This window comes from Paenarthrobacter sp. TYUT067, from assembly GCF_023656375.1.
Lineage (GTDB): Bacteria > Actinomycetota > Actinomycetes > Actinomycetales > Micrococcaceae > Arthrobacter.
In genome coordinates this window covers 131746-153495 of record NZ_JAMOIT010000004.1, presented here as the reverse complement: position 1 = coordinate 153495, position 21750 = coordinate 131746, and the positions used below count along the sequence as shown (strand labels likewise).

General features: G+C 62.4%; 21 protein-coding genes. 12 read left to right on the top strand and 9 right to left on the bottom strand.

The genetic code is table 11. The annotated features are described in order from the left end of the window. Window positions 1-3: 3 nt before the first annotated feature. The 4 genes from MOD31_RS05010 to MOD31_RS04995 all read left to right on the top strand — a co-directional run bounded on the left by MOD31_RS05010 (window position 4) and on the right by MOD31_RS04995 (window position 6956). Window positions 4-1896 carry a LuxR C-terminal-related transcriptional regulator gene (locus tag MOD31_RS05010; protein WP_250820029.1) on the top strand — a complete coding sequence of 631 codons (1893 nt, stop codon included), beginning with the start codon at window positions 4-6 and terminating at the stop codon, window positions 1894-1896. Between the two features lie 172 nt (window positions 1897-2068). Then, window positions 2069-3433 (top strand): IniB N-terminal domain-containing protein, encoded by a 1365-nt coding sequence (locus tag MOD31_RS05005; RefSeq protein WP_250820028.1) that lies wholly within the window; start codon window positions 2069-2071, stop codon window positions 3431-3433. 149 nt (window positions 3434-3582) lie between these two features. Continuing rightward, on the top strand, window positions 3583-5484 hold the full coding sequence (locus MOD31_RS05000; protein WP_250820027.1) for a dynamin family protein: 1902 nt from the start codon (window positions 3583-3585) through the stop codon (window positions 5482-5484). Next, a complete protein-coding gene (locus MOD31_RS04995; protein ID WP_250820026.1) occupies window positions 5481-6956 on the top strand; it encodes a dynamin family protein in 1476 nt (491 codons plus the stop codon). Before MOD31_RS05000 ends, MOD31_RS04995 begins: the two co-directional genes overlap by 4 nt. Here MOD31_RS04995 and MOD31_RS04990 read toward each other — a convergent pair. Next, window positions 6953-7555: a hypothetical protein gene (locus MOD31_RS04990; protein ID WP_166841789.1), complete on the bottom strand. Its 603-nt coding sequence runs from the start codon at window positions 7553-7555 to the stop codon at window positions 6953-6955. The two genes, MOD31_RS04995 and MOD31_RS04990, sit on opposite strands and share 4 nt — an antisense overlap. A 5-nt stretch (window positions 7556-7560) precedes the next feature. After that, window positions 7561-8001 carry a PLD nuclease N-terminal domain-containing protein gene (locus tag MOD31_RS04985; protein WP_142938106.1) on the bottom strand — a complete coding sequence of 147 codons (441 nt, stop codon included), beginning with the start codon at window positions 7999-8001 and terminating at the stop codon, window positions 7561-7563. Between the two features lie 87 nt (window positions 8002-8088). Between MOD31_RS04985 and MOD31_RS04980 the strand changes: the two genes are divergently transcribed. Beyond that, window positions 8089-8400, top strand: a complete 312-nt coding sequence (locus MOD31_RS04980; protein WP_062071864.1) for a DUF4229 domain-containing protein — start codon at window positions 8089-8091, stop codon at window positions 8398-8400. A gap of 73 nt (window positions 8401-8473) precedes the next feature. Here the strand turns inward: MOD31_RS04980 and MOD31_RS04975 are convergent, their stop codons facing one another. From MOD31_RS04975 to MOD31_RS04955, 5 genes are all read right to left on the bottom strand, one after another. Next, window positions 8474-9355: a 1,4-dihydroxy-2-naphthoate polyprenyltransferase gene (locus MOD31_RS04975; protein ID WP_142938108.1), complete on the bottom strand. Its 882-nt coding sequence runs from the start codon at window positions 9353-9355 to the stop codon at window positions 8474-8476. Window positions 9356-9415: 60 nt separating this feature from the next. Continuing rightward, window positions 9416-10555 carry an AMP-binding protein gene (locus MOD31_RS04970; RefSeq protein WP_250820025.1) on the bottom strand — a complete coding sequence of 380 codons (1140 nt, stop codon included), beginning with the start codon at window positions 10553-10555 and terminating at the stop codon, window positions 9416-9418. Between the two features lie 8 nt (window positions 10556-10563). Beyond that, a complete protein-coding gene (locus MOD31_RS04965) occupies window positions 10564-11514 on the bottom strand; it encodes a 1,4-dihydroxy-2-naphthoyl-CoA synthase (protein ID WP_223940822.1) in 951 nt (316 codons plus the stop codon). A 21-nt stretch (window positions 11515-11535) separates the two neighbouring features. After that, on the bottom strand, window positions 11536-11973 hold the full coding sequence (locus MOD31_RS04960; protein ID WP_250820024.1) for a VOC family protein: 438 nt from the start codon (window positions 11971-11973) through the stop codon (window positions 11536-11538). Window positions 11974-12052: 79 nt separating this feature from the next. Beyond that, on the bottom strand, window positions 12053-12781 hold the full coding sequence (locus tag MOD31_RS04955; RefSeq protein WP_166841784.1) for a CPBP family intramembrane glutamic endopeptidase: 729 nt from the start codon (window positions 12779-12781) through the stop codon (window positions 12053-12055). A gap of 51 nt (window positions 12782-12832) precedes the next feature. Here MOD31_RS04955 and MOD31_RS04950 point away from each other — a divergent pair, with 51 nt between their 5' ends. The 3 genes from MOD31_RS04950 to MOD31_RS04940 are packed head-to-tail and all read left to right on the top strand — an operon-like array spanning window position 12833 to window position 15384. Further along, on the top strand, window positions 12833-13777 hold the full coding sequence (locus MOD31_RS04950) for a metal ABC transporter substrate-binding protein (protein ID WP_250820023.1): 945 nt from the start codon (window positions 12833-12835) through the stop codon (window positions 13775-13777). Then, window positions 13774-14508 carry a metal ABC transporter ATP-binding protein gene (locus MOD31_RS04945; protein WP_250820022.1) on the top strand — a complete coding sequence of 245 codons (735 nt, stop codon included), beginning with the start codon at window positions 13774-13776 and terminating at the stop codon, window positions 14506-14508. Before MOD31_RS04950 ends, MOD31_RS04945 begins: the two co-directional genes overlap by 4 nt. A gap of 3 nt (window positions 14509-14511) precedes the next feature. Beyond that, window positions 14512-15384 carry a metal ABC transporter permease gene (locus MOD31_RS04940; RefSeq protein WP_250820021.1) on the top strand — a complete coding sequence of 291 codons (873 nt, stop codon included), beginning with the start codon at window positions 14512-14514 and terminating at the stop codon, window positions 15382-15384. Here the strand turns inward: MOD31_RS04940 and MOD31_RS04935 are convergent. After that, entirely contained in the window at window positions 15371-16234 is an 864-nt protein-coding gene (locus MOD31_RS04935) for a DUF4097 family beta strand repeat-containing protein (protein ID WP_142938116.1), read from the bottom strand. The genes MOD31_RS04940 and MOD31_RS04935 overlap by 14 nt on opposite strands. Continuing rightward, entirely contained in the window at window positions 16234-16743 is a 510-nt protein-coding gene (locus tag MOD31_RS04930) for a histidine kinase (RefSeq protein ID WP_250820020.1), read from the bottom strand. The genes MOD31_RS04935 and MOD31_RS04930 overlap by 1 nt, the downstream gene beginning before the upstream one ends. 204 nt (window positions 16744-16947) lie before the next feature. Here MOD31_RS04930 and MOD31_RS04925 point away from each other — a divergent pair, with 204 nt between their 5' ends. From MOD31_RS04925 to MOD31_RS04910, 4 genes are all read left to right on the top strand, one after another. After that, entirely contained in the window at window positions 16948-18612 is a 1665-nt protein-coding gene (locus MOD31_RS04925) for an ABC-F family ATP-binding cassette domain-containing protein (protein ID WP_223940818.1), read from the top strand. Between the two features lie 139 nt (window positions 18613-18751). Further along, complete coding sequence (locus MOD31_RS04920) at window positions 18752-19099, top strand: molybdopterin oxidoreductase (protein WP_142938119.1); 348 nt, start codon at window positions 18752-18754, stop codon at window positions 19097-19099. Then, window positions 19099-20004 (top strand): NAD(P)/FAD-dependent oxidoreductase, encoded by a 906-nt coding sequence (locus MOD31_RS04915; protein WP_250820019.1) that lies wholly within the window; start codon window positions 19099-19101, stop codon window positions 20002-20004. The genes MOD31_RS04920 and MOD31_RS04915 overlap by 1 nt, the downstream gene beginning before the upstream one ends. Before the next feature lie 220 nt (window positions 20005-20224). Beyond that, complete coding sequence (locus MOD31_RS04910) at window positions 20225-21688, top strand: amino acid permease (protein ID WP_142938120.1); 1464 nt, start codon at window positions 20225-20227, stop codon at window positions 21686-21688. The last annotated feature ends 62 nt before the right edge of the window (window positions 21689-21750 follow it).

The following is a 21750-nucleotide window of genomic DNA, read 5'->3' as shown; positions in this document are numbered from 1 at the left end:
CCCATGACGGGACATGACCATATGCCCGGCCACTATGGTCCCGGCGCAGAAGATCACCCCCTCACAGAGACAACCGATACCTGGGACGCAGCAACGGCACGGTATGCCTTGCTGAAGGAAACTCCACCTGCCCGCACCCGTGCAATGCAAAAAGAGCTGGTGGACAAGACCATTCAGGACGGCCAGCATTTGGGGGAACTGGCCCGTGACCTTGCGCGGACGGGTTTCAAGGATCCCCGCGTGGTGGCTGAGCTCGAACGCTGCGCAGATGAAGCGCTGGAAAATGACCCGCGGCTGGCTGCAGAGCTCTACGCCGAAGCTCTTTTGGCCGGGGGTGACGAGGCCGCCAAGGCCGCAAGACGCGCCCAGGCTGCTGCCGCGACTGGTGATTTGGATGCTGCAGGCAGAATCGCGGACAGACTCCTGGCGGTGCCCAAGGCACCGGACCTGCGACTGGGAGTAGACGTAGCCTCGGCGGTCTGGGCGCAGCGCGGAATGCTGTCCCGGAGCGCCGATACTTACAGCTGGCTTGGGCCGAACAGGATCGATGGTTCGGCACCCCTTGCTGCTGTGGCCATGATCGGGACGGGAAATGCCGCGGCCGCCGAAGAGTTTCTGGCAGCTGCTCCGCCGAGCGGTTCTCCGACGCTCCTGGCAGTGGCCTTGTCACTGACCCAGGAGGGTCTCCGCCGAACCTTGGGGCCGGCCCCGGAACTGGCACTGCCTGAGCTCATCCGGGCCTCGGACATGATGAACGCGGCAGGCACAACCATCCCCCTTCCGGAAACACCCGGAGCCTTGGCAGCCTTATGCGCCCTCCACAGCGGGGAGCCGGAGGTGGCGGACACAGTGCTCAAAGCAGCGCTGGCGGCTGGTCAAGGGGGCGATGCAGCGCGACCACGGCTGTTCCTGTTGCGGGCGTGGTCCTCCATGCAACAGGACAACGCCGATGACGCCATCCTGGCCATCAACGAGGCCCTCAAGGCCAACCATTGGTCCTTGGCACCAAGGGATGGGTTCTTGCTTGCGGCACTGGAGGTGGGCCTTGCCCGGCGCGGCAGTGACATGCACGAGCTCGTGCTTGCCTGGGAGAGAGCCCGCGAAGCGATGATGCATGTGTCCGTGGATCTCTTCAGCCTCCTGCCGTGGGGCGAACTCATGATCACCGCGGCCCGGCTTCGGGAATCAAGGAGGGTTGGCCATTACCTGGACAACGCCTGGGAGCTGCTGGGCAGGCTGGGCAAACCGCCCTTGTGGTCCGTTCCATTGCACTGGGCGGCGGTGCAGGCGGCTTTGCTCAGCGAAGACCCCGCCGGACTGGCACCACACGCTGCAGCACTCGTGCGCGCCTCTGAACACAGCCATCTGGCGTCCGTGCTCGCCACAGGCGGCAAGGCGTGGGTCTCCGTCCTGGCAGGCCGTTTTGAAGCGTCCGACGTCGAAACAGCGGCCCGTGGGTTGGCCGCCGTCGGGATGCCTTGGGAGGGCGCGCGCTTGGCGGGCCACGCCGCTGCGCACGCGGATGAGCGACGTGACATGGTGAAACTACTGGCGTGCGCCAGGGATATTCATCCCCAAAGTGCAGCACCGCCTGCCGGGGCGGCCCAACGGCCAGAGGACGCGCGCTCTAGCGCTACAGCTCAACCCGTCATGGACTTTGGCAATGGTGGTCCCGGAACTCCCGACACCTCAGGGCTCAGCGCCCGGGAACGTGAAGTGGGCCGACTCATCCTTGAAGGCAAGACCTACCGGGAGATCGGTGAGGCCATCTATATCTCTCCCCGCACGGCGGAGCATCACGTGGCACGTATGCGGCGACGTCTGGGAGCGGAAAACCGTTCGGAACTCTTGGTCCGCCTACGGCTGGCGTTGGGGGAGGGGTACCCGCCTCCGTAGGCGGCATACCCCTTCACCCCCTAACGGGAAACCCCGCCATCCCCTAACGGTGGGTGACTGGGTAGGGGGACCACCCCCGATGCCCGGACCCCCGGCCCGGCAATACGTTGAATTCAAGCCCGGCAAAGGCGCCGGGCCAACCACACACCACAGAATTTGAGGGAGCACTCCAATGCCTACACTCGCACAACAGCTCGTGCAGTTCCTGATGAGCCTGTTCAATGATCCTGATGCCGCTGAAGAGTTCGTCCGTGATCCGGAAGCTGCGCTCGCTGCAGCGGGTTTGCGTGACGTCTCGTCGGCCGACGTCGACGCCGTTCGTCCGGTTGTCCTGGACTACGCACCCATCAGCGCCCGTTCCTCGTTCGACCGCGAATACAACACTGGCGGCAATCATGCTTCCACCGGTGGCGGGGGTGCCTGGGGCGGCCGTGACGACGATGATCACCCCCACGGTGGTGGCGGTGGCGGCGGACGCCCGGACCACGATGACGATGACAACGGACATGGCGGCCACGGTGGTGGCGGCGGTGGCGGCGGCTGGGGTGGACACGACGACGACGACGACCACGGACATGGCGGCCACGGTGGTGGCGGCGGTGGCGGCGGCTGGGGTGGACACGACGACGACCACGGTGACCACGGTGGCCACGACGGCGGTCACGGTGGTGGCGGTGGCGGCGACTGGGACGACCACGCACATGCCGTTCAGCAGCTGGTCCACGTGGTGAACAATTACTCTTACACCACCACCATCGACGACCGCGACACCATCACTGACCAGTCGGTGAACCAGAACATCTGGGCCGACGGCGATGTCACGCAACTCTTCAACCAGGACGCTGTGGTGGCCTCCGGCGACGGCGCTATTGCTGCCGGCGACGACGTCAGCAATTCGGGCAACACCACCACGACTACAACGACTACCACTACCGATGACCATTCAACGGATAACTCGGTGAACATTACGGAGTCCGGCGACGGTGATGTTGAAGTAGGCAACACGGACATTGAGGTCAAGGATTCGTTCAACGACAACTCCGATCATTCGGTGACCAAGGACTCCTACAACACCGATGTTGATGTTGACGTGGACATCGAGGACTCGTTCAACACGGACAACTCCGTGGACAACTCGGACAACTCGGTCAATGTCTCGGATTCGTTCAACGACAACTCGGACAACTCGGACAACTCGGATAATTCCGACAACTCCGTCACGGACAACTCCGTGAACGTCACCGATTCGTTCAACGACAACTCCACGGATGTGGACGTCGAAGACGTTCAGCTCATCAACGAGTCCATCGTTGTACAGGACAACGAGCTGGAAGTTGATAACTCCACCGACATCGACGTCGAGGACGTGCAGGTCAACTACGACTCCACGGTCATCCAGGACAACGAGCTGGAACTCGAATACACCAACGTCGAGGACAACACCGTCATCGCCGACAACGAACTCGACGTTGAGGTTGAATACAACGACATTGATGATTCGATCGTCGTCGCCAAGAACGATGTGGAAATCGACTAGCACCAGGAAGGTCCAAACGTCGTAAAGAATTTTTGACACAACATTTACGAAAACCCCAGCAGTGCCCGGCAGACGCCATAACGTTTGCCGGGCACTTCGTGGCCTCTTCACTGGAGCGGCGCTGGAAAACAAGGGACAAAGGACAGACGGTGACGGAAACAGGACGCATGACCATCTTGGTGGAACAGGGCATGGCGCTGGCAGGGGACCGGAACGACCTCCGGCGTCGTCTGGAAAATACCCTCACCCGCCTCAGCGATCCCAGTGTCCGTGTGATCGTGGTGGGCGAGTTCAAACAAGGGAAGAGCCAGCTCATCAACGCGCTGGTGAACGCACCTGTCTGCCCGGTGGATGACGACATTGCCACCGCCGTCCCAACAGTTGTGCGGCACGGGGACCCGGCGTCGGCGGTCGTTCTCGTTCCCGCCCAACAAAGCAGCGGACCGGAGGCCGAAGGAGATGCCGGAGGACGCGAAAACGGCTTGGAAAGGCAACCCGTCCACCTGGATCAACTCGCGGAATACGTCTCAGAGAAAGGTAATCCGGGCAACGCGAAGAACATCGTGGCCGCAGAAGTGTCACTGCCCCGGAAGCTGCTGAGCGGTGGACTGACGATCGTCGATTCCCCTGGCGTTGGCGGACTGGGCTCAACACACACACTGACCACGTTGACTGCCTTGCCATCGGCCCACGCCATGGTGTTCGTCTCCGATGCATCGCAGGAATACACCGAACCGGAGATGCGGTTCCTGAGTCAAGCGATGCGCATCAGCCCGAACGTCCTGTGTGTGTTGTCCAAGACAGATCTTTATCCCAGTTGGCGCCAAATCGCTGAGCTGGATCAAAGACACCTGGCCAGCGTCGGGCCCGATATTCCACTCTTTCCAGTGTCCTCGGAGTTGCGGCTCCATGCGGCGCGGCTGCAGGACCAGGAATTGAACGCCGAATCAGGATTTCCCGCGCTGATCGGCCATTTGCGGAACAACATTGTGGGCGGGGCGGCCAGGATGCAACGCAGATCCGTCAGCAACGACCTTTTGTCTGTCACCGAAAACCTTCGGCTGGCTTTGCAGTCGGAACTTGAAGCCTTGGAAAACCCGGCAGGAACACCACAAATGATCGCTGGCTTGAACGCGGCGAAGGAGGACGCGGACTCGCTGCGCAAACGCTCCGCCCGTTGGCAGATCACCCTTAATGATGGCATTGGTGACCTGATCGCCGACCTGGAGTACGACTTGAGGGACAGGCTCCGCCGGATCCAACGCGAGGCCGAAACTGCCATTGATCAAGGCGACCCTGGACCCGCGTGGGAGCAGTTCACGCAATGGCTGGAACAGAGCACGGCAGCGGCGGTTTCGGATACCTTCGTGTGGACCAGTGAGCGTGCTCAATGGTTGGCCACCCAGGTGGCGGAGCACTTCTCAGAGGAAGTGGTGGCCCTCCCCGCCTTGAAAGTGGCAGACACCGGCGGCGTACTGGACCCTGTAGCCGACATCCAGGAGATGCAGGATGGCAGGCTCGGGCCGCTGCAGAAAGTGCTGATCGGGATGCGCGGGTCCTATGGAGGCGTACTGATGTTCGGCCTCCTGACGGGCATCTTTGGGATGGCCCTTATCAATCCGCTATCGGTTGGGGCCGGCCTGATGCTGGGACGGAAAGCCTATAGGGAAGACAAAGAAGCGCGCCTGAAACAACGCCAGTCCGAAGCGAAGGTGCTGGTACGGAAGCACGTTGATGATGTTGTGTTCCAAGTGGGCAAGCAGCTCAAAGACAGGCTGCGGCTGGTCCAGCGTGCCACACGCGACCATTTCACGGAGATCGCCGAAGAGCACCACCGTTCCCTGACAGAATCCGTTGCGGCCGCACAGAAAGCGGCAGCCACGTACGCAGTTGAACGGGACATGAGAATCAAAGAGATACGGAACCAGCTCAAAGCAGTGGACGCCCTGGCGAAGGCCGCGCAGCAACTGCACCAAGAGCCACCCGCAACCACCCAGGCCGACCCCCTGCCCCAACCCACCACGTCAACGCCGGCGGTCCCGGCAGGATGATGGACTCGGGCATCGCCGGAGCATCTGACCTGCTCCGGCAAGCAAGGGAGATCTTCCGGCACGACGCAGTAGCGCTGGCGGTGGTGGAGGAGCTCGAGGGCAGGCTGGAAGGGCCTTTGCGGGTAGCAGTGGCCGGTATGGTCAAGGCCGGCAAATCCACTCTTCTCAATGCGATCATCGGAGAAGAGATCGCGCCCACCGATGCCGGGGAATGCACACGGATCGTCACCTGGTACCGGTACGGACATACGCCCAGGATTACGCTCCATCCCGTCATCGGGGAGCCGCTTGCCCTCCCGGTTACCCGTGAGGATGGCCGTCTGGTTTTCAGCTTGGGCGATGTCCGGCCTGAGGACGTGGAACGCTTGGTGGTGGATTGGCCGGCAACGAGCCTGAGGGAGCTGACGCTGATCGATACCCCGGGGATCGCCTCTTTGTCTCAGGATGTGTCAGGGCGCTCCGCAGAATTCCTCCTACCCGAGGACGCCCCCATGGCCGCCGATGCTGTCATCTATCTCATGCGGCATCTTCATGCCTCCGATGTCAGGTTCCTCGAGTCCTTTAAGGACACCGCCGCGGGTCAATCCGGGACTGTCAATGCGTTGGCGGTCCTGTCCCGGGCCGACGAGATCGGTGCGGGAAGAATCGACTCCCTCATCTCCGCCGCGGTGATCGCTGATAGATACAGCAGGGACCAGAACCTCAGGCCCCTTGCGCTGGGCGTCGTGCCGGTTGCCGGCCTGCTGGCGCAAAGCTCGCGGGCCATGCGCCAAACGGATTTTGAAGCCATGAAGGTGTTGGCGCTGATGGACAGGAACCAGCGGGAAAGGCTGATGCTGTCAGCGGACCTCTTTGTCCGGGCCAGCGAACCCGCTGGGCTGACCCCGGAAGCAAAAGCGTTCCTCGTGCAAAGGTTCGGCCTTTTCGGCATTCGCCTTGGTGTTGCATTGATCCGGGGCGGCATCAGCAATCCCACGGAACTGGCCCATGAGCTGGCACGGCGCAGCGGACTTGGCCAGTTGCTCCAGAACATCGCCTCTTTGTTCCAGACCCGGGCGGACGCACTCAAGACCCGTGCCGCCGTCGTGGGTTTGGAGGCTCTCCTGCGCGGTTCACCGCGGGATACCGTGCTTCCGCTGGAAGCCGGCTTGGAGAGGCTTCAGGCTGGCGCGCACGAGTTCCGGGAGTTGAAACTCCTAGGGACGCTGCGAACGACGGGACTAAGCCTGACCCCGGAGTTGTCTGCGGAAGCCGAGCAGTTGGTAGGCGGCCACGGCAGTACCCCCCAGCTGAGGTTGGGCTTGGATCCTGGGGCAACCCCGGAGCAGATCAGTGAGGCGGCACGGAACGCCTTTAACCGTTGGCGGTTGATCGCGGAAAACCCGCTCACTGAGCCGGCCGCACTGGACGCATGCCGCGTAGTCCTGCGCAGTTGCGAAGGGATGTTGGCCGCAATTCCGGCCGTCCGCTAAGAAAACCGTTCGCTCAGCAGCCAGCTGGTGGTGGATGGGAGAAACAGCAGGATCAGGCCAGCAGCGGCCAGGATGAATTGGGCCGCCAAGAGCACAGTTGTCAGGACGCCATCGGCTCCGGGCGCCACCACGAAGTCGGCGGTGATGACGGTGACCACAGCGTGCAGGAGGACCAGCGGGGCCAAGGCCCAGCGCGCCCAGATGCGGCGTCTAAACAGGGCCGCCAGCAGGGTCGCTTCCATGGCCACCACCAGGGCCAGCATGGCGAGGCTTCCCAGGAACACCACCGCAGTGGCCCCCTCCACTGCATTGGCGTCGCCCTCGGGAACCATGCCTCCGATGACCCCCTTCAAGCGTTCGAAGTGGGAATCACGGCCCAGAAAGCCTGTGGCCACCACGGCTATCCCCGCCACGAAGCTGGCCACCCATAGTGAGCGCGACCATCGCGCTAGTGCGGGAGGTTTGACCACCGCTGCTATGGGCGGGGGCGTGGAAAGTGAAATGCCGGGGCGCGGCGGTGGTGCGGAGGGTGACGCGGGCCCGCTGACTGATGGCGTGGAGGAAGGTGTCTGCCGTGATCCATCAGCTTGCTGGGCCATGTTCCCTACTTCAGCTCGTCCGTATCATGCGGATCCGGCTCGGTACGCTTGGCATCGCCGGGTTTGAATCCGTTGTTTTTGGCGTCGCCGCTGCCATCGCCGGGCTTCTCGCCAAGATCGCGTTCCTTGGCTTCCAAGTCCGCTTTGAGCTTTTTCAGGCGATCGTCTTCAGCCTGGTTACGGCGGCGGGTTTCCAGGTTGCGGAGGAATTCGGGGTCGTCATCCGGAGCTGTGGGCTGGCGTCGAACCGGTGCGGCTTTGGGTTTGTTGTAAGGGCGGCCGAAAATGAACCAGAGGATCGCGCCCAGCAGCGGGAGGACGATCATCACAATGATCCACGCGGGTTTGGAGATCCCGCGTGTCTGGTGGCCGTCGGTGCGGATGACGTCCACCAAGGCATAGACAAAGATGACCAGTACAATGACGACGCCTACAACCCGGAGCATGCACCAAGTCTAGTCGCCGGAAGCCAATCACTGGACGCCCTCTTGCGGCTGTGATCAGAGTGCAACCATCCGGGCGGCTAAACTTGGATGGTGGCTTTCCTGAAGTATTCCCTCATCCGCCTGGCACTGTTCGTGCCGTTGTTCGTGTTGTTCGCCTTTTTGGGGGTTGGTTGGATCCTGGCTGTGGTGTTCGCCGGTCTGATTGCCTTCGCCATCAGCTACCTCTTCTTCCAAAAACAGCGCGACGCCGCCACTGCGGCCATGCGCGAGCGTTTCTCCGGGCGGGCCAAGCCGATTCGCACCGCGGGTGAGGTTGAAGACGCCGCAGCCGAGGACGGCTTGGTAGAGAAAAACCCGGACATCGCCGTTAACAACGACAAACGCCCGGGCACTGTCTAGAAGTTTTTGTACAGCTAACGCCCCTAAGAGAGCTTCTTGGGGGCGTTAGCTGTACAAAAACTCGTATAAAGGTTTAGAAGCCGCGGCTTAGGATCAGCCCCAGCGAGAACAGCAGGCTGTAGCCGAGGTTGATCATGCCGGTCTGCTTGAGGACCGGGATGAGGCTCTTGCGCTTCTTGCCGTTCACCATCAGCCAGGCAGGCATGAGGCACGCGGGGATCAGCAGCAGGACAATGAGCATCCACGGTTTGGTGGGTGCCAGCACGATCACCAGCAGAATGGCGACGGCCAGCATCAGGACGTAGCTTTCACGGGCATGCCTGTCACCAAGCCGCACAGCAAGGGTGCGCTTTCCTGCTGCCGCATCCGTGGGGATGTCCCTCACGTTGTTGGCCATCAGCAATGCGCAGGCAATGAGCCCGGTGCCGATCGCACCAATCACCGCGGCGAGGCTGACCTGCCCGGCCTGGGTGTAGGTGGTGCCAAGGGTGGCCACAAGACCGAAGAACACGAAGACAAAGACGTCACCCAAGCCCAGGTACCCGTAGGGGTTCTTCCCGCCGGTGTATCCCCAAGCTGCCAGGACGCAGCCAATGCCCACCAGGATCAGCCACCACGTCTGGGTAATGATCACCAGGATCAGGCCGCAGATCATCGCCGCCCCGAATAGCGCGAAGGCTGCCCATTTCACCTGCTCCGGTTTAGCTGCGCCGGAACCCACCAAGCGAAGAGGACCCACCCGGTCCTCGTCCGTCCCGCGGATCCCGTCCGAGTAGTCGTTGGCGTAGTTGACTCCGATTTGAAGCAAGAGAGCCACAAGTGCCGCCAGGATCGCGTTCGGCAGCCGGAAAGCCTGGAGCTCGTACGCCGCTGCCGAACCGATGAGGACCGGCGCAATCGCCGCGGGCAGTGTGCGGAGCCGGGCTCCTTGAATCCATTGTGCAGCTGTCGCCACGTGTAGTACCTCGTGTATTTCGCGGTTGATCTTGAGTCAGGCTCGGGAGGAAGAACGTGTCTATTGTCCCTGATGCAGATTGGAAAGCAGGTCAATCATGGCCATGCGGTCCGGTTTTCCGTTGGGAAGCATCGGCAGTTCCTTCTCGGCCAGCACCGTCTTGGGTGCAAGGACGCCCAGTGCCTCTTCGCGTCGGGCGGTGAATCCCTTCACGCCTTCGGGCGAGGGATCGGTCACGGCAACGTAGGCTGCCACGGCCTGGCCCCATTCGCGCGACGGGACGCCGGTCACGAAAGCCGCGGTGACGCCGTCGAGCTCTTCCAACTTGCCTTGGATGTATGCGGCGGAGGCTTTGACGCCGCCGGTGATGATCACGTCATCGGCGCGGCCCAGAACCGTAAGCTTGCCGTCGTCGGACAGTTCCCCAAGATCCCCGGTGATGTACCAGCGGGTCCCGTCTTCCTCGAAGAACGCAGCCTTTGAAGCCCGGGCAGCATCCATATAGCCTGCCGCCACGGTGTCGCCACCCAGCAGGATGCGGCCTTCCAGTTCGCCCTGGCCGATGCGGACCTCGACGCCGTCCAACGGCTCGCCGTCGTAGACGCACCCACCGCAAGTCTCGGCTGAGCCGTAGGTGGTCACCACCTTGAGTCCCTGCTCCCGGGCAGTGCTGAGGAGTTCAGCCGAAGCGGGCGCGCCGCCCAGCAGAATCGCGTTGAAGCGGCGCAGCACGGCGAGGGTTTCCGGCGCGGGGGAGTCCAGCAGCCGCTGGAGCTGCGTGGGCACCAAAGAGGTGAACCGGATCTTGTCCGTGAGTTCCTCGGCCGCAGCGGTGAAGGCCTCAGGCGTGAAGCCACTGGACTGGTCCATGACCCACGGGCGCGTGCCCGCATACAGCGAACGGACCAGCACCTGAACCCCGGCCACATACTGCAGGGGGAGGGCCAGCAGCCACTGGCCTTCGCCGCGCAGGGCCATGGCTGTGGACACGGAGGACGCAGCCAGGGCGTCAATGGTCAGAACGGTGGCTTTGGGCGTCCCCGTGGAGCCGGAGGTGCGGACCACAACGGCTGCCTCTTCGACGCCGGTCTCCACCGGAACCGCTTGCGGCTCGCCGAGTTCGTCCACGACGATTTCGACGGCGGGGCCCTCGCCGTGGAGGGCGGCCATCAGGGCTTTGAGTATGGGATCGATGTCCACCGGGTGTCCTAGAAGTAGTAAGGGAAGTTGGACCAGTCGGGATCGCGCTTCTGGAGGAACGCTTCTTTGCCCTCCACGGCCTCGTCCGTCATGTACGCGAGGCGGGTGGCTTCGCCGGCAAATACCTGCTGCCCGGCGAGGCCGTCGTCTGCCAGGTTGAAGGCAAACTTGAGCATGCGAATGGCCTGCGGAGATTGGCGGGCGATGTCCGCGGCGTATTCCAGGGCCACTTCTTCCAGCCGTTCATGATCCACGGCCTCGTTGACAGCGCCCATCCGGACCATGTCTTCGGCAGAGTATTCGCGGGCCAGGAAGAAGATCTCCCGCGCGGCCTTCTGACCGATTTGGCGGGCCAGCAGCGCAGAGCCGTATCCGGCGTCGAAACTTCCCACGGTGGCGTCGGTCTGCTTGAACTTGCCGTGCTCGCGCGAGGCGATGGTGAGGTCGCTGACCACGTGCAATGAATGGCCACCACCTGCCGCCCAACCGTTCACCACAGCGATCACCACTTTGGGCATAGTCCGCATGAGCCGCTGGACTTCAAGAATGTGGAGGCGGCCGGCGCGGGCGGGGTCTATGGTCTCCTGGGTATCCCCTTCGGCATAGCGGTACCCGTCCCTGCCGCGGATCCGCTGGTCTCCGCCGGAGCAGAACGAGTGGCCGCCGTCTTTCTCCGAGGGGCCGTTACCCGTGAGCAGGACGGTGGCGACGTCGGGTGTCATGCGGGCATGGTCCATGGCGCGGTAGAGCTCGTCCACGGTGCCCGGGCGGAACGCGTTACGGACCTCGGGGCGGTTGAAGGCGATGCGGACCGTGGGCAGGTCCTTGACGGAGCCGTCCGTTGAACGCTCAACCTGCCGGTGATAGGTCATGTCTTTGAAGTCGTCGAAGCCGGAAACGGTGCGCCAGCGTGAGGGGTCAAAGACGTCGGAAACCTTGGCAGGGAGTTGGTTGTTCACACCCTGAGTCTAGTAATGGCCTTAGCTGATGCAGAACTCGTTGCCCTCGGGGTCGGCCATGGTGTGCCATTCGTGGGGTCCTTGGTTGGCGGTCCATAAGTGTTTGGCACCGCGTGCTTCCAGCTGTTTCCGCATGTCGTCCTTGTCCCGGCCGTCCAGGCGCACATCCCAATGGACGCGGTTTTTGACGGACTTTTGGTTGGGATCCGTTTGGAACAGGATCCGCCGGCCCGTCTTGGGGTCTTTGTCCTCGGCGGGCACAATTGCGCAGCCCTCGGCCCACACCAGCTTGCCCTTGTGGGTGATGGTCTGGGCCTCGGTGGCGTGGCCCTGCTCGATCATGGAGCGGATAAAGGCCTCGTCCTGGGGCTCCACGGTCCACTCAATGGTTTCTGCCCACCAATCGGCGAGTTCGTGGGGCTTCTTGCAATCGACTACTACCTGGATGTTCAGTGTCATGCCCTCAAGCTATTCCCGACTGCGGGTGGCCGGGTAGGGCCTTGCGGTCAGCTTCCGTCCGCGTTACCACTAATGCCAGTTAGTTGGGGAGGAGTTCGGGGGGAACAGCGTAGATCAGGACAACGGCCATGAGGTTCTTGGCGGCGTGCACAAAGTAGGAGAACATCAGGTTTTTCCCCGTCCACACATAGACCCCCACCAGCACCACGGCCATCCCCAAGTACGGTGCCAACGCGGGCAAAGCAAGCCCTTCGCGGCCCACCACGTGGATGGATGCGAAAACCACTACGGAGATCACGCAGCAGATCCAGATGTTCAGGTACTGCGACAACTTGCCGATCAGGAGATGACGGAAAAGGTACTCCTCCACGAATGGACCCAGGATCACCAATAGTGGCACCATTAACCACGCGGGGACCTGTTGCAGCATGCCCTGGATGCCCAGTTGGTTTTCAGAGCTTTGAACGCCTCCGAAGGCCGCCACCAGAAGTGCCGTAAGTATCAGCATCACCACGATGGCGAGCGGCACCATGCCCAGCGTGAACCACGGCCGGGTCCCCAGTATCTTCAGGTCGCGGCCGGCCACACGCCAGGCAGACGCCACGGAGAATATTCCGACGCCGGCATAAAAGATTGCGTTGACGGCAAACGACGCTGTGGCCGGGTTCGCGAAAAGCTGCAGCATCAGGAGGTTGAGCGTCTCACCGGCCAGCAGGAAGTAGGCCGTGAAGCCTACGTAGACGGCAACGGCGAGGCCGTCCAAGGCAGTGAACTTGAACTCAGGTGCCTTGGTGGAAAGAGTGCCCATATGACCAGCCTAGCTTTGCCGGGCGGCCCATGCGTCGCTACAATTTTCGGTATGCCTAACTTTTCGTTTCGGCGCGCCAAAGACGTCCGCCGTTTCGCTGCTGTCCTTACCGCGATCTCACTTGCCCTGGGAGTCACCGCGTGCGGAGGGAATTCTTCTGCGGGAGGTGATGACAAGCCCGTGGTGCTCACGACTTTCACAGTCCTGGCGGACGTGGCCAAGAACGTTGCGGGGGACAAGCTTCGCGTCGAGTCCATCACCAAAGCCGGAGCTGAGATCCACGGCTACGAGCCAACGCCGGGGGACATTCGCAAGGCCGCCCAGGCCGATCTCATTCTGGACAACGGGCTCAACCTCGAGGCCTGGTTCGCCCAGTTCGTCGAAGACCTGGATGTGCCGCACGCAGTAGTCAGTGATGGGGTGGAGGTCATTCCCATTGCCGAGGATTCCTACCAAGGCAAGCCGAACCCGCATGCGTGGATGTCTCCCAAGAACGTTCAGATCTACGCCAACAACATGGCCACGGCTTTCGCCAAGCTGGACCCGTCCCACGCCGCCGAGTTCGAAGCCAACGCGAAGGCCTACAACACCCAACTTCAGGCCGTGCAGGACGAAATGGTGTCCAAACTGTCCGTACTTTCGGAAAAACAGAGGGCCCTGGTCACCTGTGAAGGCGCATTCTCCTACCTGGCCCGCGATGCCGGCCTCAAAGAGGTCTACATCTGGGCCGTGAACGCAGAGCAGCAGGCCACGCCACAGCAGATCACGCGGGCCATCGAGTTCGTCAAGGACAACCAAGTTCCGGCGGTGTTCTGTGAGTCCACGGTGTCCGACGCCCCCATGCAGCAGGTTGTCGGAGCCACCGATGCCAAGTTCGGCGGGGTGCTCTACGTTGATTCCCTCTCTGAAGCGGACGGGCCCGTTCCCACGTACCTGGACCTCATGCGCCATGACGCAAAGGTCATCACCACGGCGCTGACAGGAGGAACCTCATGAGCACACCCACGATCGCTGTTGAGGGCGTCACGGTTCACTACGGTGACGTCCTGGCCCTGGACAAGGCATCCCTCACCTTGGACCATTCGCGGATCTGCGGATTGGTGGGCATGAATGGCTCCGGCAAGTCCACCCTCTTCAAAGTCATCATGGGCATGGTCAAACCGGATTCCGGCAGGGTGCTCATCAACGGTCAACCTCCAGTGAAGATGCGCAAGGACGCGGGGATCGGCTACGTTCCCCAAAGCGAGGACGTTGACTGGGCATTTCCCCTGTCCGTCCGGGATGTGGTGATGATGGGCCGTTACGGGCACCTGGGATTCACGCGCCGTCCCCGCAAAGCGGACCGGGACGCCGTCGAGCATGCTTTGGAACGCGTGGAGCTGAGCGAGTACGCCGACCGGCAGATCGGTCAATTGTCCGGTGGGCAGAAAAAGCGGGCTTTCGTTGCCCGCGGCATTGCGCAAGGCGCCACCATGATGCTGCTGGACGAGCCGTTCGCGGGCGTGGATAAACGGTCTGAGGCTACTATCACCAGGCTGCTCCGCGAGCTTGCGGACAACGGAGCCACCATCCTCATCTCCACCCATGACCTACACGCCCTGCCCCAACTCTGTGACGAAGCAGTGCTCCTGATGCGCAAGGTGCTCATGCATGGAAGCCCGGACACCGTGCTCCAGCCGGAGAACCTCGCCATGGCCTTCGGCCTCGATGTCATGAACAGGGGCTAAGCCATGGAATTCCTCCTGGAACCCCTCAGCTACGACTTCATGGTCCGGGCCCTGGCAACCACCGCCATCGCTGCGGTGGTATGCGCCGTCCTGAGCTGCTGGCTCGTCCTGATCGGCTGGTCCCTCATGGGCGACGCCGTCTCGCACGCGGTGCTTCCCGGCGTCGTCCTCGCCTACATTGTGGGTGCGCCATTTGCGTTGGGTGCCTTGGTGTTCGCGCTGATCGCGGTGACATTGATCGGCGTGGTGCGCAATACCAGCCGTGTGAAGGAAGATGCGGCGATCGGCATTGTGTTCACGTCGCTGTTCGCACTGGGCCTGGTGCTGATCTCAGTGACCCCGAGCCAGACCGACCTGAACCACATCATCTTCGGCAACCTCCTGGGTGTCAGTGTTCCGGACCTCATCCAGGTGGTGGTTCTGGGTGTGGTGGCCTTCGCGATCCTGATCCTCAAACGCCGTGACCTCACGCTCTACGCCTTTGACCCTACGCACGCCCACGCGATTGGTCTGTCACCCAAAAGGCTCGGGGCACTGCTCTTGGGCCTGCTTGCGCTGACCTCCGTGGTTGCCCTTCAGACTGTGGGTGTGGTGCTGGTGGTGGCCATGCTGATCATCCCGGGTGCCACCGCGTACCTGCTGACCGACCGGTTCGCCCGGATGCTGGTGATTGCCCCCGTCATTTCAGTGGTGTGCTCCGTGGCCGGCATCTACCTCAGCTACTATCTGGACACGGCTTCCGGGGCCATGGTGGTCCTTACTCAGGGAGTGGTGTTCGGCTTTGTGTATCTGTTCAGCCCGCGGCAGGGACTGATCGGTACGCGACTGGCCAAAGCCCGCAGGAAGCGGGCCCTCGCCACAGCTACCGCGCGCTGACAGGGGACCGCATCACCGCGATATCGCCATAGGCGTTGCGGGCGCGGATCTCCACTCTGTCCACGGTGTCGCCCGGTCCGTTGGTAGCTTCGAGGGCATTGCGCACACGTCCGTATTTGGTGCTGAGGTCGAGCCACGCGGCAGTGCCTTCAGACACACCCACGGCCAGCGTGCCGGCAGCAGTCTGAACTGTGAGGCTGCCGGCGGCCACTTCGCCCACGGTGACATCGCCGCTGGATGTTTTGACGGTGGTGGAAAGGCCGGCCCGTTCCAGCGAAATGTCGCCGTTGGCTGCGCTAACGCTCAGTTCTCCGGAAGCGTGGGCGATGTACGTATTGCCATTGCCGTTCTTGACGGTGGCAACTCCGTCCAGGTGATGGATGCGGATTTTTCCTGAGCCCGTCTTGATTCGGGACCGGCCCACAGCGTGCTCCACCGTGATGTCTCCCATGTCCGTGTGTGCCCGCAGCTCGCCGCAGTGATCGACGCGGATGTGGCCAAGGTCGGTTTTGAGGTCGGCTGCGCCGAATTCGCCTTCGCAACGGAGGTCTCCCATGGCGGACTTCAGCTCCAGGCTGCTGCCGGTAGGAACCTCCACCGTGATCTCTACAGCGCCGCCGTCGCTGAACCAGCTATGGCGGAACGATGGGTGAAGCCTTACCTGCAGGCGGCCGTCGGAGTAGTCCACGGTGGTCTGCTCGGCCATTTTGACGTCCAGGTTTCGTGTGGCCTTGCGGGGTTGGACCGTCACCTCGGTGTCGTGGCGATCTTGGGCTACCACCTGGATATCGCCGCGGACGGAGACGTCAATGACGACGGCGATTGGCTGGGGGGTCTGGAAGGTTGCCATTAGCGGGCCCATCCTGTGAAGTTTTGCTCGCCGGGTTCGCGGCGTGTGCCTTTCCTGGGCGCGTTGCCGCCGTTCAACGCTTCGGCGATGGTGCGGACCAGCCAGGAGTTCACGGAAAGGCTGTCCCGGCCGGCCGCCTCTTCAACTTGTTGCTTGAGCTGATCCGGAAGCCGGAGCGTGGTGCGCGAGGTACTGGTGCCATCAAAGTCTTCTGGTGCCATGGTGCCTTGGATGGTTTGTTCGATCATGGCCTCGAAGTCCCCGCCGTGCGGATTTGTGACCACGAATTCCGGGTCACGGCCCCGGAGCCTGACTTCCACGGACCCGGGAGCGAGCTCCAAGGTAATCTCGCTGGCGGCATCAGAGAGGGCCTCCAGGAGGATCAGACGGACCGTGGATTCGACAGCGGCAGTGAGGCGTTCGCTGAGGGCGCGAGCCTCCGGGCCGCCAGCCTCGGCGGCGGTCTCCAGCTGGTGCTGCACCGCCGTGATGTACTGGTTTATCTGCATGACACCATTGTGACGCCATTTTGGTGTCATCACAATGGTATTTCGGAACAACTGACGCCAAGGGGTGTTGCGTCGGCTTGACGCATCCGGCTTCCGCCGTCAGGCTTGAGCAATGAAGTCTTGAGCGCAGCCCCCTCCCAACGGCTGCATCCCGAGTACCCACATGGCTTTCTGCCACCCACTGCGGACTTGCGAGGATTCCTCTTGACTAACCACCTGCACCTTTCCAGCGTTTCCCACGGCTACGGGGACCGCCAACTCCTGAATGCTGTTGACCTGGCCATCCACCACGGCGAACACGTCGCTATTGTCGGCGAAAACGGCGCCGGTAAATCCACCATGCTTCGCTTGCTGGCCGGTGTGGAGACGCCCGACGACGGCACGGCGGGTTTGTCCGGTAACCCCGGCTACCGCGTGGGTTACCTCGCGCAAACCCACGGGTTCTCCGAGTCCCTGACCGTAGGTGACGCCATTGATGCTTCCCTTGGTTCGCTGCGTTCCCTGGAGGCACGTATTGCCGAGCTTGAGTCGGGTTTGGCTGACGCCGATTCGGAGGATTTGGAGCTCTACGGAAGCCTGCAAACGGAGTACCAACTCCGTGAAGGCTACGCTGCCGAATCCCGGGTGGAATCAGCGTTGGACAAGCTGGGGCTGGGAGGCTTGGACCGGCGTCGAACACTGGGGTCTTTGTCCGGCGGCGAGCAGGAGCGGGTAGCGCTGGCCTGTCTTTTGGCCGACCCGGCTGAGGCCTTGCTGCTGGACGAGCCCACCAATCATCTGGATGCGAACGGCACGGCCTGGCTTGAGTCGAGATTGGCGGCGCATCGGGGCACGGTTGTGGTGGTCTCGCACGATCGCGTGCTGCTGCGGAAGGTGGCCAGCACCATCATCGAAGTTGACGCTGACCGGCGGTCCGTAAACCGGTACGGGAACGGATATGAGGGCTACCTCCGCGAAAAGGCGGCCGAGCGTGCCCGCTGGATCCAGGAATACGATCAATGGCTCGACGCCATGGCTGCTGAACGCCACCAGGCTGCCACGGTTGCAGATGGCATGGGCTATGGCCGCAAACGCGACAACGACAAGATGGCGTTCGGATTCAAGACCGGAACCTGGCAAAGCGCCGCGGCCAGTAAGGTCCGTAACGCCCAGGAGCGGCTGCGCAGGCTCGAGGACAACCCGGTGGATCGGCCACCAGTGCCGTTGAAATTGGCAGCACCGTCCCGGGCCGCGGCCGTGGCGGAGATTGCGTCCGCTCCCGCGTTGGAAGCCAGAGGTGTGAGTGTCCCCGGGCGTCTCCAGCCCACCGATCTTAGGGTGGAAACCGGACAGAAAGTGCTCATCACCGGCCCCAACGGCGCTGGCAAGTCCACGCTGCTGTCCGTCCTTGCCCGGACTCTGGAGCCCGCTGCAGGCACTGTGAACGTCAACGGCAAGGTGGGCTATCTGCAACAAGAACTCGAGGTGCCCGCCCGGCCCGGGCTGCGGCTGCTCCCTGCGTTCGCTGCGGGATTGGGCGGCAACATCGACGAACATGCTGAGGGGCTGCTGCGGCTGGGGCTGTTCCGGCCGGCCGAATTCCACGTTCCTGTGGGCGGTTTGTCCGCAGGTCAACAGCGCCGACTTGCCCTTGCCCGGCTCCTCCTGGGTGGATTCGACACCATGATCGTGGACGAGCCAACCAACCATCTGGCCCCGGTGTTGGTGGAGCAGCTGGAAGCGGCTCTTGCTTCCTTTGAGGGCACGGTGGTGATTGTGAGCCACGATCGTGCGTTGGGGGAGTGGTTCGATCGAAGTGCTTCCCACCATGCCCGCCCCGCTGCGGGCACGTGGGTGCGGTACGGGATGCAGGGCGGCGAATTGCAGTAGTCCCCGGGCGGCTTCCCTGCCGGTGAGCTGTTGGCAAAGAGATGGTTACCGCATGGCCCGAAGGTGGAAACACGGCGTCGAGCGTCCTGAAACAGCGGCAATGGATCATGGGAAGGGAACGGCCGAAAGGACTTGTCCCGTGATCATTCAGAATCTCTTCCTGCAGGGCATCTACACCTTTGACGGCGCTGGCCTGGACAAACCGGTGCCCCTCCATGCCGAGCTCTCCCACTTCGTGCCCGATGGCGTTATCAACCAGACGCTCTACTTTCGCGGGGGCAATTCGAGCCCGGAACTGGTCACCGTGGTGCTGATGCGGGACCGCATTCCCATGCGCTATTTCCCCATTGGAGCCAAGAGCGATGTTCATATCCCGCTCAGGGTAGTGGAAGACACCGAGGGCGGATCGGTGATTGAGCTTTTCATCGTGGCTCCCGTGGGAACCAGGGGATATGTGGTGGTGGACCTGGGGATGGTGGAGCACTGATGAGCGTGCTGGTGAAGAAGCGGCTGGTGGTGATCGGCAACGGCACGGCCGGCGCGCGGGCAGTGGAAGAGGTCCTGGCCAGGGGTGGCGCGGATCTTTTCGACATCACGGTGTTCGGCGACGAACCCTATGGGAATTACAACCGGACCAGGCTTGGGCGGGTGCTGTCCGGGAAGGAAAGTGAGGCGGACATCCTCCTCAATTCCTTGCCCTGGTACCAGGAGAACAACATCACACTCCACTCGGGGGTCCGGGTGGAACGCATCGACAAGTTCAGCAAGCACGTCTTCGCCGCCGACGGACGAGTGGTCCAATACCACCATCTGATCATCGCAACCGGCAGCCACCCGTTTCTGCCGCCCATGGCGGGGCTCTACACACCCAGCGGAGCCATCCGCCACGGAGTCTTTACCTTCCGAACCCTGGACGATGCCCGCAGGATGATCACGTTCGCTCAGCAGGAGCACCACCGACGGGCAGCGGTGATTGGCGGGGACTCATTCGCTCTGGAAGCAGCCCGAGGTCTGGAGTCCTGCGGTCTGGAGGTGGAGGTTCTTTCCGGAAGCCGGGTCACCGCGATCCTCGGGGCTGATCGCATCACGGGACTGAGCGTACGCAACGAACCTGAAATCGACTGCCACATGGTGGTGGTCTCCGCAGGCGTCCGACCGAACGTTGACGTCGCCGTCGTTAGTGGTTTGGCGGTTGAGCGCGGAATCGTGGTGGACGACCACCTGAGGGTGATGGACGAGGAGGACATTTACGCTGTGGGCGAGTGCGCCCAGCACCGCGGTGAGGTGTACGGGATGGTGGCGCCCTTGTGGGAGCAGGCCGCCGTGTTGGCCGACCAGATCACGGGCTCGGATCGCAGCTCGATATACCTGGGAACCAGAGCCGCGGCGTAGCCGGAATAAACCTTATCCGCAGCCACCTGTTGCCTGCGTCACGGGCATTCGCGTTAATCCCGTAAGATAGACGGGTTGCGCGAAGCTTCGGCGTTCTGCGTCCTTTGTCACACTTCGTGCCCTCCAAAGAGGGAAAGATCGAATTTTGTGTGCCAAAGCCGCCTGTGTCCCGGCACTGGCGTAACACCTACAGCAACACCCCAACCCACAAGGAACAGCTGTGCCGCAAAGTACTCCCACAGATCTCCAGAGCCCCAAGGCCTCATCTGCAGCCTCGGACTCCAACCTCAGCGCCGAGGGATATCAGAAGACCCTGAGCCGCCGTCACGTCACCATGATCGCCATGGGTGGCGCTATTGGCGTCGGCCTCTTCATGGGCGCCGGTGGCCGCCTGGCCTCCACCGGCCCGGCCCTGATCTTCTCCTACGCCATTGCCGGCGTCATCGCATACCTGCTGATGCGCGCCCTCGGCGAACTCATCATGTACCGCCAGACCTCCGGCTCGTTCGTAAGCTACGCCGGCGAAATGTTCGGCAAGAAGGGCGCCTTCCTTTCCGGCTGGATGTACTTCATCAACTGGGCCATGACAGGCATTGCTGAGCTGATCGCAATCGGCCTGTACTTCCAGTTCTTCTTCCCCAACGTGCCCATTGAACTGTCCGCCATTGCCGCATTGGTGCTGCTGGTGGCCGTGAACCTGTTCAGCGTCAAGGCGTTCGGCGAATTCGAATTCTGGGCATCCTGCCTCAAGGTCGCGGCAATCGTGATCTTCCTGGCTGTTGGCACATTCATGGTGGTCACCAACGCCAAGGTGGGCGACGGAAACGCGTCTGTGGCCAACCTCTTCCACGAAGACGGTGGCATGTTCCCCAAGGGCGGCCTGGTGATGATCCTGGTCCTCAACGCCGTGATCTTCGCTTACAACGCCATCGAGCTCGTCGGCATTACTGCTGGTGAGATGGAAAACCCGGAACGCGAAGTTCCCAAGGCGATCCGCGCCGTCGTGATCCGTATTGTGGTCTTCTACGTCGGTTCGGTGACGCTGCTGGCTATGCTGCTGCCGTCCGACCAGTACGTGGCAGGCACCTCGCCGTTCGTTACCGTGTTCGGCCAGATGGGCCTCGGCTGGATGGGTGACGTCATGAACATGATCGTCATCACCGCCGCGCTGTCCTCCTGCAACTCGGGCCTGTACTCGATCGGCCGCATCTTCCGCACCATGGCCAACAACGGCCACGCTCCGCAATGGCTCACCAAGATGTCCACACGCCACGTGCCGTACGCGGCCATCCTGGCCATCGGTGGCGTGTACCTGGTGGGAATTCTCCTCAACATCTGGCTGGGCGGCTCGCATGCGTTCGACCTCGCACTGAACACCGCGTCCATCGGCGTGATCTTCACCTGGGGCTCCATCTTCGCGAGCCAGATTGCCCTGCGAAAGAAGCGCGGCAACGTCTCCAGCCTGCCGATGCCCGGTTCGCCGTGGACCAGCTGGCTCGGCCTCATTGCGCTGCTGGCCATCACCGTGCTGATCGGTTTCGATTCCATGACGGACAAGGAGACCGGCGAGGTCTTCCTCCTGGGCCTGTGGACCCTTGCCACGATCCCGTTCTTCGCATTGGTGCTGTGGCTCGGATGGCAGAAGGTCAAGAACAACGAGCCCAAAAGCGAGTTGTTCAGCTAAGGCTCCAAACGCTTTAGACGCTTCAAACGTACGACGGCGCGTGCCTCCTTTCGGGGGCACGC

Coding starts and splice junctions, on each gene's coding strand:
- MOD31_RS04945 (WP_250820022.1), top strand. CDS start 13,774: ATGAGCACACCCACGATCGCTGTTGAGGGCGTCACGGTTCACTACGGT.
- MOD31_RS05010 (WP_250820029.1), top strand. CDS start 4: ATGACGGGACATGACCATATGCCCGGCCACTATGGTCCCGGCGCAGAA.
- MOD31_RS04980 (WP_062071864.1), top strand. CDS start 8,089: ATGGTGGCTTTCCTGAAGTATTCCCTCATCCGCCTGGCACTGTTCGTG.
- MOD31_RS04935 (WP_142938116.1), bottom strand. CDS start 16,234: ATGGCAACCTTCCAGACCCCCCAGCCAATCGCCGTCGTCATTGACGTC.
- MOD31_RS04940 (WP_250820021.1), top strand. CDS start 14,512: ATGGAATTCCTCCTGGAACCCCTCAGCTACGACTTCATGGTCCGGGCC.
- MOD31_RS04995 (WP_250820026.1), top strand. CDS start 5,481: ATGATGGACTCGGGCATCGCCGGAGCATCTGACCTGCTCCGGCAAGCA.
- MOD31_RS05005 (WP_250820028.1), top strand. CDS start 2,069: ATGCCTACACTCGCACAACAGCTCGTGCAGTTCCTGATGAGCCTGTTC.
- MOD31_RS04930 (WP_250820020.1), bottom strand. CDS start 16,743: ATGCAGATAAACCAGTACATCACGGCGGTGCAGCACCAGCTGGAGACC.
- MOD31_RS04990 (WP_166841789.1), bottom strand. CDS start 7,555: ATGGCCCAGCAAGCTGATGGATCACGGCAGACACCTTCCTCCACGCCA.
- MOD31_RS04950 (WP_250820023.1), top strand. CDS start 12,833: ATGCCTAACTTTTCGTTTCGGCGCGCCAAAGACGTCCGCCGTTTCGCT.
- MOD31_RS04915 (WP_250820019.1), top strand. CDS start 19,099: ATGAGCGTGCTGGTGAAGAAGCGGCTGGTGGTGATCGGCAACGGCACG.
- MOD31_RS04985 (WP_142938106.1), bottom strand. CDS start 8,001: ATGCTCCGGGTTGTAGGCGTCGTCATTGTACTGGTCATCTTTGTCTAT.
- MOD31_RS04955 (WP_166841784.1), bottom strand. CDS start 12,781: ATGGGCACTCTTTCCACCAAGGCACCTGAGTTCAAGTTCACTGCCTTG.
- MOD31_RS04960 (WP_250820024.1), bottom strand. CDS start 11,973: ATGACACTGAACATCCAGGTAGTAGTCGATTGCAAGAAGCCCCACGAA.